This window comes from Rhodoplanes azumiensis, assembly GCF_042682915.1.
GTDB classification, from domain to species: Bacteria; Pseudomonadota; Alphaproteobacteria; order Rhizobiales; family Xanthobacteraceae; genus Rhodoplanes; species Rhodoplanes azumiensis.
This window is the reverse complement of sequence record NZ_JBHUIW010000005.1, coordinates 197,611-211,628: the sequence shown is the minus strand read 5'-3', so window position 1 is coordinate 211,628 and position 14,018 is coordinate 197,611. Positions and strand designations below refer to the sequence as shown.

Here is a 14,018-nt window from a genome sequence, read left to right as displayed (position 1 = left end):
CAGAAATTTCATCCGACACGCAGGCTATGCACCAACGTGAGCGAAAACCGGTCTAATTCCTCGTCGACCAGGCGGCGGACGTCGGCGCCCTCCCAGCGCGATTCGGAGAGCAGCGTGTGGGCCTGGGCGAGCGCCCGGATGCGCCCTTCGACCGCGGCCATGTAGGTCTGCGGATCGCGTGCATTGGTCAGCCGCACGATCGCCTGCACGATGGCCAGCGCGTTGCGGGCGCGGTGATCGACCTCGCGGGCGAGCAGGAGCTGGCGCTCCTCGGCGAGCTTGCGGTCGGTGATGTCGATGGTCACGCCGCTGACCCGCGCGACCGCACCGCGCGCGTCGCGGGTCACGGCGGCGGCGCAGATGCACCAGCGCTGCGCCCCGTCCGGACGCACGATGCGGACCTCGACCTGAAACGTCTGGCGGTCCGGCTCGGTGCGCAGCAGCGTGCGGATGCGATCGATGTCCTCGGCGAGGAGCAGCGGCCGCACCGTCGAGAGGCTCGGCCGGAAGCTCGCCGGATCGACGCCGAAGATGCGGAACTGACCCGGATCCCACAGGCACTCGCCGGTCGTCACGTCGAGATCCCACGCGCCCATCTGGCCGGCGGCGAGCGCGACGCTGCGACGCCGCTCGCTCTCCCGCAGCCGCTCGGTCGAGGCTTCGAGCGCCGCGGTGCGCTCGGCGACGCGCCGCTCCAGCTCGCGCGCGGCGGCCTCGAGCTGACGCGTCTTGCGGAACAGGTCGACGAACACCCGCACTTTCGCGCGCAACACTTCGGGGATGACGGGCACCGGCACGTAGTCGACCGCGCCCATGGCGTAGCCGCGCACCCGATCCTCGTCGGAGAGATGCACGGCCGAGATGAAGATGATGGCGGTCTGCTCGAAACGTGGATGATCGCGGATCATCCGGGCGAGCTCGAAGCCGTCGAGATCCGGCATGCACACGTCGACCAGCACGACGGCGACGTCGGTGCGCAGCAGATGACGCAGCGCCTCTTTGGCCGAGGTCGCGGTGATCAGCCGCTCGCCGAGCTCGCGCAGGATCACCTCGTAGCTCATCAGCTTGGCCGGCTGGTCGTCGACCAGGAGGATGTCGACCGGATCCGGCCGGGTGGCCTCGCGCGGCTGCGGGTCACGCATCTCCATGGTCCCCTCAGCGATGCAGCCAGAGGCGCAGCGCCGAGAGGAGCTGCTCGGTGTTCACGGGCTTGGCGAGATAGTCCGAGGCGCCGGCCTCCAGGCAGCGCTCGCGGTCGCCCTTCATGGCCTTGGCGGTGAGCGCGATGATCGGCAGCCGCCCGAAGCGCGGGTCGCGCCGGATCGTCGCCATGGTCTCGTATCCGTCCATCTCCGGCATCATGATGTCCATCAGCACGAGCGCGAGATCATCGGTCGCCTCGATCGTCTCGATCGCCTCGCGGCCCGTCGTCGCGGTGAGCACCCGCATGCCGCGCCGTTCCAGCACGCTGGACAGCGCGAAGATGTTGCGCGGATCGTCGTCCACCACCAGCACGGTGCGGCCGACGAGGCGATCGTCGGACTGGTGCAGCCGCTCCAGCATGCGGCGTCGCTCCGGATTCAGCCGCGCGATTTCCCGGTGCAGCACCAGCGCGGTCTCGTCGAGCAGACGCTCCGGCGACTCGACGCCCTTGACGACGATGCCGCGCGCCGCCTTGCGCAGCCGCGCATGTTCCTCGGCGTCGAGCGCCCGGCCCGTGTAGACGACGACCGGGATCTCGGCGAGCGACGGGTCGACGCTCATCGCCTCCAGCACGGCGAACCCCGTCATGTCCGACAGGCGCAGATCGAGCACGACGCAATCGTGCGGCATGTCGCGCAGTGCGGCGAGCGCGGCGTGCCCGGTCTCCGCGGCGGCGATCTCGATGTCGTCGTCGCCGAGGAGCTCGCCGACGGCGGTGTGGGTGGCGCGATCGTCGTCGACGATCAGGAGGCGCTTGCGCCGCGGCGCCGCGAAGGCCTGGAGACGGTCCAGCGCCGCCGCGAGCTGTTCCGCCGTCGCAGCCTTGCTCAACACCGCGAAGGCGCCGCGCGCGAGGCCGTCCATGCGCTCTTCGTCGACGCTGACGACCAGGACCGGGATGTGGCGGGTCAGCGGATCCTGCTTGAGGCGGCCGAGGACGCTCCAGCCAAGCATGTCGGGCAGATGGATGTCGAGCGAGATGGCGGCCGGCCGGTGGCGCCGGACGAGCTCCGGCACCTCGGCGCCGCGGGCGGCGATCACCACCTTGAAGCCGCGGCGGTGGGCGAGATCGGCGAGGAGCCCGGCATGGTGCACGTCGTCCTCGACGATCATCAGGACGGCGTCGCCGTCGGTGATGTCGTGACGGTCGTCGCGCACCGGCAGGGGGGGCGGCCCGCTCTCGGGGCGTGTGGTCTCGACATCCTGTGTCTGCACGGGTGCGGCGACGACAGGCAGCGGGCGGCGCGGCGGCGACGCCTCGGAAGCCGGCCGCGGCACCGACGGGCCGGTGTAGCGGGCCGGCAGGTAGAGCACGAAGGTGCTGCCGGCACCGGGCGTCGAGTGGAGCTGTATCTCGCCCCCGAGCAGGGCGGCGAGCTCGCGGCTGATGGCGAGGCCGAGCCCGGTGCCGCCGAACCGGCGGCTGGTCGAGGCATCGGCTTGCTGGAACGCCTCGAAGACGATCTTCTGCTTGTCGCTCGGGATGCCGATGCCGGTGTCGGCGACCTCGAAGGCGACCACGCTCGCGGCGCGGCCCAGCACCGGGTGAGTGGGTGTCCAACCCGATGTCGCGGGGCCGACCGTGAGCCGCACCGAGCCGCGCTCGGTGAACTTGAACGCGTTCGAGAGCAGGTTCTTCAGCACCTGCTGCAGGCGTTTCGGATCTGTGACGATGCTGCGCCCGAGCCGCGCGTCGGCGTCGACCGAGAAGGCGAGCGAACGCGTTTCCGCCTCGTGACGGAACGGCCGCGCCACCGCCTCGACGAGGTCGGAGAACAGCAGCTCCTCGGCCTCCACCGTGACGGTGCCGGACTCGATCTTGGAGAGATCGAGAATGTCGCTGATCAGGTTGAGCAGATCCGTGCCGGCGCCGTGGATGGTGCGGGCGAACTCGACCTGACGGGCCGAGAGGTTGGCGTCCGGGTTGTCGGCGAGCTGCTGGCCGAGAATCAGGATCGAGTTGAGCGGCGTTCGCAACTCGTGCGACATGTTGGCGAGGAACTCGGACTTGTACTTGGAGGTCAGCGCCAGCTCGGCCGCCTGCTCCTCGAGGGCGCGGCGGGCCTGCTCGATCTCCTGGTTCTTGCGCTCGACCTCGACGTTGCGCTCGGCGAGCTGCGCCGCCTTCTGCTCGAGCTGCTCGTTGGTCTGCTGCAGCTCGCGCTGCTGCGCCTGCAGCTCGGCGGCGAGCTGCTGCGACTGCTGCAGCAGGCCTTCGGTCTGCATGGTCGCCTCGATCGAGTTCAGCACGATGCCGATCGAGTCGGTGAGCTGCTCCAGGAAGGTGATCTGCAGCGGCTTGAAGCTCTCGATCGAGGCGAGCTCGATCACGGCCTTCACCTGGTTCTCGAACAGCACCGGAAGCACGACGATGTTGCGCGGCGTGGCCCGGAACAGCGACGAGACGATGGGCGGCGAGTCGGCCGGGATGTCGGTGACGAGCTGACGGCGCTTGTCGAGGGCGCACTGGCCGGCCAGTCCCTCGCCCGGCAGGAGGATCGGCTTGTGCCCGTCGTCCAGGCTGTCGGCATAGGTGGACAGGAGGCGCAGCCGCGGCACCGCGTCCATCTCCATCTGATAGATGACGCCCTGCTGGGCGCCGACCAGCGGGGTCAGCTCGTCGAGCAGCAGGCGACCCACCGTGCCGAGATCGCGCTGGCCCTGCAGCATCGCGGTGAAGCGGGCGAGGTTCGTCTTCAGCCAGTCCTGCTCGGTGTTGCGCTCGGTGGTGAGGCGCAGGTTGTCGATCATGGTGTTGATGTTGTCCTTCAGCTGCGCCACCTCGCCGCGCGCATCGACCTGGATCGAGCGGGTGAGGTCGCCCTTGGTCACGGCGGTCGCCACCTCGGCGATGGCGCGCACCTGGTTGGTCAAGTTCGCGGCGAGCAGGTTGACGTTGCCGGTGAGATCCTTCCAGGTGCCGGCGGCACCCGGCACCGCGGCCTGACCGCCGAGCCGGCCCTCGACGCCGACCTCGTGGGCGACGCGCGTCACCTCCGAGGCGAACGAGCGCAGCTGCTCCACCATGGTGTTCAGCGTCTCCTTCAGGAGCAGGATCTCGCCGCGCACGTCCACGGTGATCTTCTTCGACAGGTCGCCGCCGGCGATGGCGGTCGCCACCTCGGCGATGTTGCGCACCTGCGCGGTGAGGTTCGACGCCATGAAGTTGACGTTGTCGGTGAGATCCTTCCAGGTTCCCGCCACGCCGGGAACTTGTGCCTGACCGCCGAGCTTGCCCTCGGTGCCGACCTCGCGGGCGACGCGCGTCACCTCGGCCGCGAAGGCGTTGAGCTGGTCCACCATGGTGTTGATGGTGTTCTTCAGCTCCAGGATTTCGCCCTTCACGTCGACCGTGATCTTTCGCGACAGGTCGCCGCGTGCGACGGCGGTGGTGACTTCGGCGATGTTGCGCACCTGGGTCGTGAGATTCGCCGCGAGCAGGTTGACATTGTCGGTGAGATCCTTCCAGGTGCCGGCGACGCCCGGCACGTTGGCCTGGCCGCCGAGCCGCCCTTCGGTGCCGACCTCGCGGGCGACGCGCGTGACCTCCGAGGCGAAGCCGTTGAGCTGATCGACCATCGTGTTGAGCGTGTCCTTCAGCTCCAGAATCTCGCCGCGCACGTCGACGGTGATCTTGCGCGAGAGATCCCCCTTGGCGACCGCGGTCGCCACCTCGGCGATGCTGCGCACCTGCGCTGTCAGGTTCGAGGCCATCGAGTTGACGCTGTCGGTCAGATCCTTCCAAGTGCCGGCGACGCCCGGCACGGTCGCCTGGCCGCCGAGCTTGCCGTCGGTGCCGACCTCGCGGGCGACGCGCGTCACCTCGGAGGCGAAGCCGTTGAGCTGGTCCACCATCGTGTTGATGGTGTCCTTCAGCTCCAGAATCTCCCCGCGCACGTCGACGGTGATCTTTCGCGAGAGATCGCCGCGCGCCACCGCGGTGGTCACCTGGGCGATGTTGCGTACCTGGTCGGTGAGGTTGCCGCACATGGCGTTCACCGAGTCGGTCAGATCCTTCCAGATGCCGGCGACGCCGGGCACCAGCGCCTGGCCGCCGAGCTTGCCGTCGGTGCCGACCTCGCGGGCGACGCGCGTCACCTCGGAGGCGAAGCTGCGGAGCTGGTCGACCATCGTGTTGATGGCCTCCTTGAGCTGCAGGATCTCGCCCCGGACGTCCACGGTGATCTTCTTGGAGAGGTCGCCGTTCGCGACCGCGATCGTCACCTCGGCGATGTTGCGCACCTGGGCCGTGAGGTTGCCGGCCATCGAGTTCACCGAGTCGGTGAGATCCTTCCACACGCCGGAGACCTCGCGGATCTGCGCCTGGCCGCCGAGCTTGCCCTCGGTGCCGACCTCGCGGGCGACACGCGTCACCTCGGCCGTGAACACGCCGAGCTGCTTGATCATGGTGTTGACGATGGTGGCGGCTTCCAGGAATTCGCCTTCGAGCGGGCGACCGTCGACCTCCAGCCGCACCGTCTTCATCAGGTCGCCTTGCGCCACCGCGGCCACCGCGCGGGTCACCTCCTTGGTCGGCCACAGGAGGTCGTCGATCAGGTCGTTGACCGACGTTTCCATGTCGGCCCAGGCGCCGATGGCGGGGCTGAAGCGCACGCGATGGCGCGTGCGGCCCCGGCGCCCGACCACGTCGCCGACGCGCGCGAGCTCGGTCGCCATGCGCTCGTTGGTGGCGGCGATCTCGTTGAACGTGTCGGCGATCTTGCCGGCGAGCCCGACATGATCGCCGCGCATGCGCACCGAGAAGTCGCCGCTGCGCATCGCCTGGAGGGCGGCGAGCAGCGCGCGCAGCCCGTCGTCGTCGATGTCGCTGGCGATGGTGCGATCCGGTTTGGTCGTGCCGCCGTCGGCCAGGTCCGATGCGAGCACGGAGGGAACCATCGGAGGATCGACGTCGTTGCTCCGAGTCTCGCGCCTCGCCGTCATCTGACGCTCCTTGCTGATCCCCACCCGGAACCGGCTTGCGGGCAGTTCGATACCTCCGTCGCGGACGCGCTGCGCAGGAGTACCGTTCCGACGAACACGCCGAGCAGCTTTCGGTTCCGCTGAAAGAACTCAACGACCGGACTTTTCATCCGGTTCCGTCGCGCGGGAGGGCGTTCGTGTGAGATGTCGATCGTGATCGGTCGCCGATCGTGATGGTCGGCGTCGTCAGCGGCCGGCACGAGACCGTCCGATGGCGGACGGACGTCGCTCATTCGACGGTGAGCCCGCCGGTCGGACATCGCGCGGACCAGATTGGCACGTCCGCAGCCGCGAGGCGCGGTAGGACGGTGCCGGCCATCGAACCGTGCACACGCGATCGAGGAGAGGGCGGGGGCATGCACCCGAAGTCGAGACGGCGACATGCCGCCCTGTGCACCGCCGATACGGCGTCATTGTGATGACGGGTGACGGCGACGCGCGATCGGCGGCGGCGACGGAGGTTTTCCTCGATGCGAGCGCGAGGCGAAGACGGCGCTTCCGAAAATCACCTCCGGCGCGGCTTGAAGCCGCCGCGTTGTCCCGGGCGGCCCATGGTGGAGCGCGGGCCGGCCGGTCTGTCGCCGGGCCCCGAGCCCTCCTCGCCGCTAGCGCGCGTCGGCTTCGCGCGACCGAACGGGATCGACTCGACGCCCGGGCCCATCTCGTCCAGCGACGGTTTTCGCGGGCGCTTCACGTCGCCGCGCTTCGCGTCACGCCCCTCGGCGTCACGTCCCTTGGCGTCACTTCGCTTCGCGTCCGGGCGATGCACGCCGCGCTCGTGCCATAGGGCGATGCCCATCTCGTCGAGGTCGGGCTTGTGCGGGCGGGCACGGGCCGGCGACGCGAGCGCCGCGCGGGCCTTGGCGAGATCCACCACCTTGGCGGTCGGGTCGTCAGTGACGGCGAGGTTGGTGGCGCGCAGGCGCTTCACCTCGTCGCGCATCCGCGCCGCCTCCTCGAAGTTCAGGTCGGCCGCGGCCTCGCGCATGCGGGTCTCGAGGTCGGCGATGACGGCCTCGAGATTGTGCCCGATGGTGGCCGCCTCCTCGAAGCCGCCGGCGGCCGACAGGCCGTCGCCGCGTCCGGTCGCGACCAGAACGTGATCACGTTCGTAGGGGCTGTCGAGAATGTCGGCGATGCCCTTCTTGACGCTCTCCGGCGTGATGCCGTGCTCGGTGTTGTAGGCCTGCTGCTTCTCGCGCCGGCGATTGGTCTCCGCCATCGCCCGCTCCATCGAGCCGGTGACGTGATCGGCGTAGAGCAGCACCTTGCCGTCGACGTTGCGGGCGGCGCGGCCGATGGTCTGGATCAGCGACGTCTCGCTGCGCAGGAAACCCTCCTTGTCGGCGTCCAGGATCGCCACCAATGCGCATTCGGGAATGTCGAGGCCTTCGCGCAGCAGGTTGATGCCCACGAGCACGTCGAAAGCACCCAAGCGTAAATCGCGAATGATCTCGATGCGCTCGATGGTGTCGATGTCGGAGTGCATGTAGCGCACCCGCAGGCCCTGCTCGTGCAGATACTCGGTCAAGTCCTCGGCCATGCGCTTGGTCAGCACGGTGACGAGCGACCGGTAGCCTTGGGCCGCGACCTGGCGCACCTCGCCGACCAGATCGTCGACCTGGGTGCGCGCCGGCCGCACCTCGACCGGCGGGTCGATCAGGCCGGTCGGTCTGATCACCTGCTCGGCGAACACGCCGCCCGATTCCTCCATCTCCCAGCCGCCCGGCGTCGCCGAGACCGCGATCGTCTGGGGCCGCATCGCGTCCCACTCCTCGAAGCGCAGCGGTCGGTTGTCCATGCAGGAGGGCAGGCGGAAGCCGTACTCGGCGAGCGTCGCCTTGCGGCGGAAGTCGCCCCGGTACATGCCGCCGATCTGCGGCACCGTGACGTGACTCTCGTCGATGAAGACGAGGGCGTTGTCGGGCACGTACTCGAACAGCGTCGGCGGCGGCTCGCCCGGCTTTCGCCCGGTCAGATAGCGCGAGTAGTTCTCGATGCCGGCGCAGCTGCCGGTCGCCTCCATCATCTCCAGGTCGAACAGCGTGCGCTGCTCGAGCCGCTGCGCCTCCAGGAGCCGCCCGGCGTCGGTGAGCTGGGCGAGCCGCCAGCGCAGCTCCTTCTTGATGCCGTCGATCGCCTGCAGGAGCGTCGGCCGCGGCGTCACGTAGTGCGAGTTGGCGTAGATCTTCACGAACGACAACTCGTCGGTCTTGTGACCGGTGAGCGGGTCGAACTCCTCGATGCTCTCCACCTCGTCGCCGAACAGGTTGATGCGCCAGGCGCGGTCCTCGTAGTGGGCCGGAAACACGTCCACCGTGTCGCCGCGCACCCGAAACGTGCCGCGGGAAAAATCGGGGGTGCGCTTGTAATGCAGAGCGACGAGGTCGCCGATCAGCCGGCGCTGGTCGATGCGGTCGCCGCGCTTCAGCGTGAAGGTCATGGCCGAGTAGGTCTCGACCGAGCCGATGCCGTAGATGCACGACACCGAGGCGACGATCACGACGTCGTCGCGCTCCAGGAGCGCGCGCGTCGCCGAATGGCGCATGCGGTCGATCTGGTCGTTGATCGACGATTCCTTCTCGATATAAGTGTCGGTGCGCGGGACATAGGCTTCGGGCTGATAATAATCGTAGTAGCTGACGAAATACTCGACGGCGTTGTCGGGAAAGAAGCTCTTGAACTCGCCGTAGAGCTGCGCCGCCAGCGTCTTGTTCGGCGCCAGGATGATGGCGGGGCGCTGCGTCGCCTCGATCACCTTGGCCATCGTGAAGGTCTTGCCCGAGCCGGTGACGCCGAGCAGCACCTGGGTCTTGTCGTGGCGTCGGATGCCCTCGACCAGCTCGGCGATGGCGGTCGGCTGGTCGCCCTTCGGCTCGAAGTCGGACTTCACGACGAGGCGGACGCCGCCCTCGCTCTTCTCCGGCCGCGGCGGTCGGTGCGGCGTCCAGGCTTGGTCGGCGAGCTCGGCCCGCCCCTCGCGCAAGAGCTTTTCCAGCGACGCCGCCGTCGCCGTGGTGCCGAGCTCGGACAGCGCGGGTTTTGCGGGACGGCGGCGCGTCGGTTTGTCTTCTGGAGCGCCGGCGTCGGGATCCGCCGGCTCCCTCCCCCCTTGTGGGGGAGGGTTGGGGAGGGGGGTAGCCGCCGGCGCAGCGCTGGCGGTCTCCGAATCGTCGCCGGTCAGTCCCAGCGCGCGGGCGAGCTCGGGCGAGGCCTCGCGCAGCTCCTCGGCGTCGAGATACGTCGCCTGCGGCGCCTCGCCGAAGCTCAGCCGGCCGGGCTCCTCGGGAGGCTGCCAGGGCGAGACCCGCCGCCGCTCGCGGTCTCCCTCCCCTGCGAGCGGGGGAGGGGCGGGGAGGGGGCGCGGCGCGCCCGTGGACTTCCGCGCCGTGTGAGCGGCCGAAAAGTCGGAGCGGCGGTCACGCGAGTTGTCGGGCGGCGGCTGCAGCCGGGGGGACGCCTCGTTGCGTTCGATCGGTTTCTCGGGCTCGGATCGCCTCTCCCCGGGGGGGAGAGGCCGACGACGCGCAGCGTCGGCGGGTGAGGGGGCTGATGACTCCCGTCGGCCCCCCCTCACCCGCGCCTTCGGCGCGACCTCTCCCCGCAGGGGAGAGGTGGAAGAAGGCGAGCGCGGGTCCAGCCCGGTCTGCGAGCCAAGGCCGGCTTCGCCGCGGGCGATGCCGGGATTGAGCAGCGCCTCCAGGGCGGGCGCGATCGGCGGCAGGGTCTCGCGGGACGCCTTGGCCCGGGTCGGGCGGGCGGGGTCTTTGGGGGGCTTGGCCATGGGCCGCAATATGGGCCGGCGCGCGTGGCGGGGAAAGGGTGGGCCGGCCCCCCGACCGGACCTGTCAGCCTGGACCTGTCAGCCTGGACCTGTCAGCCCGCACCTGTCAGCGGGTGCGGGTCACCCTATATACCTCCGAGCCGGCGGCGCGCCGGCGCGCCGAGAAACCGTCAGAACCCCGGGAGACACTCGATGCTCACGCCTCCGGATGCCTATCTCGATCTCTTGAAGGACAAGAAAGCCTTCGCCAGCATCGCCACCGTGATGGCCGACGGCTCGCCCCAGGTGACGCCGGTGTGGTTCGACTACACGGACGGCGTGGTGCGGGTGAACACCGCCAAGGGGCGGGTGAAAGCCAAGACGCTCACGCCCGGCAAGCCGGTGGCGCTCGCCATCATCGATCCCGACAACCCCTATCGCTATTTGCAGATTCGCGGCACGGTCCGCAGCGTCACAGAGGACGGCGCCGACGCCCATATCGATGCGCTCGCCAAGAAGTATCTCGGCGTCGACACCTATCCGTACCGCCAGCCCGGGGAGCAGCGGCTGTCGATCGCCATCGAGCCGAAGTCGGCCTCGGGCATGAACTGAACCGGCCTGTCATTCCGGGGCGCGCGCATGCGCGCGAACCCGGAATCCAGGCACGAAGAACAAGCGTGCCGCTGGATTACGGGTTTGCCGCTGTGCGGCGCCCCGGAATGATCATGTCATCGCGGCCGTCGGTTCCATCTCACGGCGCCACCAGGCTCGGCGACTGGCCGCTCGCCGCGAGTTCCCGGGCGACGAAGCCGTTGCGCTTCATCTCGGCGATGAAGTCTTGCAGAAAGGCGAGCCCGGCGGCGCGGCCCTTGGGCACGGCGACCGCCTGCTCGATGCCGACGAAGCGGCCCGGCATGACCCGGTAGCCCGGATGCGACTCGGCGAAGGCGACCAGCTCCTGGCGCACGCCGGCGACCGCCTCGAGCCCCTCCTTCAGGAACATGGCGCGTGCCTCCGGCCCGCTCGGGGCGAGCACCAGCGCGGCCTGCTTCAGCGTGCGGGTGAGATGCAGCTCGTAGGCGCTGCCGCGGGCGCCGGCGATGCGGACGCCCGGTCGGTCGACGTCGCCGACGTCCTGCAGGGGCGAATGGTCCGGGACCAGGCAGCCGGCCTCGATCAGCACATAGGGCGCGGTGAAGTCGAGCTCGGCGGCGCGCACCGGATCGATCGCCATGAAGGCGACGTCCCATTCGTCGCGGGCGAGAGCCTCGAACACCTTGCCGGCCGCCTTGTAGGTCGCGAACTCGACCGGCACGCCGAGCCGATCGGCGAGCGCGCGCGCCAGCGCCGCCTGGGTGCCGCGCGGCTCGCCCGTCGTCGGATCCTGCTGGGCCAGCACGGCGTTGCCGAAATTGATGGCGGCGCGCACGCGGCCCTTGGGCGCGAGCGCGTTAAGCACGTCCTGCATCGGGGGCTCCTTCCCGGCCAAGTGGGTTCCTGGCTTTGTGGGCGGACCGCCGGCCGGTCGGGGCGCCGAACGTCCGTCGTCGTCGTTACTATGGTTTCGGCGGGCGGGATACAGGCCCGCGTCCCCGGGCGCCGCGGGCGATCCGCGTCTTAGGGGGCGTGTGGAAAACGTGTGTGATCATGTTTACACGTGAAACGTGTCCTATCATTATAGGACAACCTTTGTGTGCCGAGCAGGTGGCCCATGTCCGCGTCGCTGACCAGCAAGCTCTGGCGCCGGGAGCGTGTGTCGAGCTGGCTCGAGTTTCAGACGACCATCGCCCCCTTCCTGAACGGCGAATGGCTGTTTCGTGGCGTCGCCTCGGTGCGCCATACGCTCGTGCCCTCGGTCGGGCGCCCGCGTGAGGGCTTCACCTATTCGGTCGCGCTGGAGGAGGCGCTGCTCGATCAGTTCAAGCGCGAGGCGCTGCCGTTTCTGGACCATCGGCCGATCACCGAATGGGAATGGCTGGCGCTCGCCCAGCATCACGGGGTGCCGACGCGGCTGCTCGACTGGTCGGAGTCGCCGTCCGTCTCGTTGTTCTTCGCCGTGTGGGGCAACGACCACGACGACGCCGGGCTCTACATCGTCCGGCGGCCGAGCGCCGTCGTGGCGCTCGACTGTCATCCCTTCAAGGTTCGTAAGGTGTCGTTCTTCTACCCGGGCTACGTCACGCCGCGCCTCGTCTCGCAGCGCGGCCTGTTCACGGTCCATCCGAAGCCGGACGAGCCCTACCGCTGCGGCGAGATGAGGCAGATCGTCATCGACAAGAGCTGCAAGCCGGATTTTCGCCGCAAGCTCGATTCGAGCGGGATCCATCACGCGGCGATCTTCATGGATCTCGACAGCCTGTCGCGCCGGCTGGTCGCCCTGCGGACCGGGTGGGGGGGCAACGGTGCGGCGGCGCCGCGCGCGTCCCGCGACGGCGCACCGTCGCGCCGCCGCGCCGCGGCCGAGCCGGTGCGGCGCTTCGATCCGAACGATCCCAACAAGGGGCGGTTCGGGGGCGTGCCGGCGCGGGACGGCCTGGTTCTCACGGCGCGGGTGAAGGAGATCGAGGCGGACTGGTACAGCATCGCCCTGGCCGTCGCCGCGGCGCCGCGCGCCAGGACGCCGCTGACCGGAACCGTCACGTTCCACCTGCACGACACCTTCGCCCGTCCGGAGCGCCCGGTCCGGGTCCGGGACGGGCGGGCGACACTCGAGGTCTGCTCTTACGGCGCCTTCACGGTCGGAGTGGTGGCCGGGCCCGGGGGCACCCGCCTCGAGCTCGACCTCGCCGACCTCGACACCGCACCGCTGCCGTTCCGGGAGCGCTGATCGCGTCAGAATCGCATCCGGGGCTGGCTCTGTCGGCGGCCGCGGCCCCTTGCGCACGCGCGCCGCGTGAGGCAAGAACCCGGCACCCCCGCGTCCAGCATTCGTTTTACACGTCGGAGGCGTCATGCCGCTCTACGGCTTCGCATGTAAAGGCTGCGGCCACATGTTCCAGACCCTGGTGCGGTCGTCGGACGTGCCGGAGTGCCCGGCCTGCGGCAGCACCGCGCTCGAGCAGCAGCTCTCGCTGATCGCCTCGCCCCAGAAAGGCGGTGCGGACGCCGAACCGGCCTGCGCCGCCGGAGCGGGCGCCTGCGGCAACTGCTGCGGCATGGGGATGGGCATGGGCGGCTGCGGCTGACGCTGCAGCCAGCACGTCGGCCCCCGGCCGGGGGGCCGCACGGGGCGGCGCATCGGCACGTAGCCCCGTCGTCGGGGCGGGGGGCGTGCCCCGCTCGGACGTCCGGATCTCAGAAGCCGTCGACGACCTGCACGACGTGCTCGACCTCGGGGGGCGCCGCGAAGGTATGGCCGACGCATTCGCGCCACGCCTGGAAATCGGGTGAGCCGCGGAAGTCGACCGTGTGGTTCTCCACCGTCTCCCATTCGACGAACAGCCGGTAGCGCGACGGCTTCTCGTGGCTCTTCTGCAGGGTCACGCCGGTGCAGCCCTTGGCGCGGCGAAACAACGGCACGGCTTTCACAACCCCCGCCTCGAACTCCGCCTCCAGGCCGGGCTTCACCTCGATCTGCGCGATTTCCAGGACCATGAACGCCTCTGCGGTCGAAAACGGGGAAACGACGGGCGGGATAATGCGTCGGAGCCGCCGGGCCGCGCAACGGCCGGTACCGCTCGCCTGACCTGCGTGTGCGACGGTCCCGTCGGCGCCGCGCGCCGCGACGTCCGGCGAAGGCGCGCGCGCCCTTTCCGTCGCGCGGCGACGCCACGGGCGATTTCGCCGCTCAAAAGCCACGGTTTCGGCCCGGGGATTTTTCCGTCCGCTCCGACGTGTGGACCCGAAAAGCCGGCATCGCGCCGGCCGATCGGTCCGCGCCGGCCGGGCTTTTGATCCGGCTTTCCTTTCCGCCGGTCCGGACCGCCGCGTCCGCGCCGGTGTGTGACCGGTATCCGACAAAGCCACGCGACGATGCTGATTCGGTCGACCGGTTGCGGAGTGCGCAACCTACCGACACGGATATTGTTCCCGAAGGTCGGAAAATCGTGTGGAAAGTCGTCGCGCGAGC

General features: G+C 69.7%; 7 protein-coding genes and 1 pseudogene. 3 read left to right on the top strand and 5 right to left on the bottom strand.

Translation table 11 applies throughout. The features are described from left to right. Positions 1 to 38: 38 nt before the first annotated feature. From ACFSOX_RS07315 to uvrB, 3 genes and pseudogenes are all read right to left on the bottom strand, one after another. Positions 39 to 1,142: pseudogene (locus ACFSOX_RS07315) on the bottom strand (HWE histidine kinase domain-containing protein); the annotation flags it as partial. Between the two features lie 13 nt (positions 1,143 to 1,155). After that, complete coding sequence (locus ACFSOX_RS07310; RefSeq protein WP_378477139.1) at positions 1,156 to 6,102, bottom strand: HAMP domain-containing protein; 4,947 nt, start codon at positions 6,100 to 6,102, stop codon at positions 1,156 to 1,158. Between the two features lie 589 nt (positions 6,103 to 6,691). Beyond that, a complete protein-coding gene (uvrB, locus tag ACFSOX_RS07305) occupies positions 6,692 to 9,970 on the bottom strand; it encodes an excinuclease ABC subunit UvrB (RefSeq protein WP_378477138.1) in 3,279 nt (1,092 codons plus the stop codon). Between the two features lie 192 nt (positions 9,971 to 10,162). On the opposite strand from uvrB, the gene ACFSOX_RS07300 reads away from it, so the two are divergent. Further along, positions 10,163 to 10,561 carry a PPOX class F420-dependent oxidoreductase gene (locus ACFSOX_RS07300; RefSeq protein ID WP_378477137.1) on the top strand — a complete coding sequence of 133 codons (399 nt, stop codon included), beginning with the start codon at positions 10,163 to 10,165 and terminating at the stop codon, positions 10,559 to 10,561. 139 nt (positions 10,562 to 10,700) lie between these two features. On the opposite strand, the gene ACFSOX_RS07295 is transcribed toward ACFSOX_RS07300, so the two are convergent. Continuing rightward, a complete protein-coding gene (locus ACFSOX_RS07295) occupies positions 10,701 to 11,417 on the bottom strand; it encodes a transporter substrate-binding domain-containing protein (protein WP_378477136.1) in 717 nt (238 codons plus the stop codon). Positions 11,418 to 11,660: 243 nt separating this feature from the next. Here ACFSOX_RS07295 and ACFSOX_RS07290 point away from each other — a divergent pair, with 243 nt between their 5' ends. After that, positions 11,661 to 12,776: an FRG domain-containing protein gene (locus tag ACFSOX_RS07290; RefSeq protein WP_378477135.1), complete on the top strand. Its 1,116-nt coding sequence runs from the start codon at positions 11,661 to 11,663 to the stop codon at positions 12,774 to 12,776. A gap of 124 nt (positions 12,777 to 12,900) precedes the next feature. Further along, the gene (locus tag ACFSOX_RS07285; protein ID WP_378477134.1) at positions 12,901 to 13,134 is read left to right on the top strand and encodes an FmdB family zinc ribbon protein; all 234 of its coding nucleotides are present in this window, start codon (positions 12,901 to 12,903) and stop codon (positions 13,132 to 13,134) included. Positions 13,135 to 13,243: 109 nt separating this feature from the next. Here ACFSOX_RS07285 and ACFSOX_RS07280 read toward each other — a convergent pair whose 3' ends face one another. Further along, entirely contained in the window at positions 13,244 to 13,543 is a 300-nt protein-coding gene (locus tag ACFSOX_RS07280; RefSeq protein WP_378477133.1) for an antibiotic biosynthesis monooxygenase family protein, read from the bottom strand. Between the last annotated feature and the right edge of the window lie 475 nt (positions 13,544 to 14,018).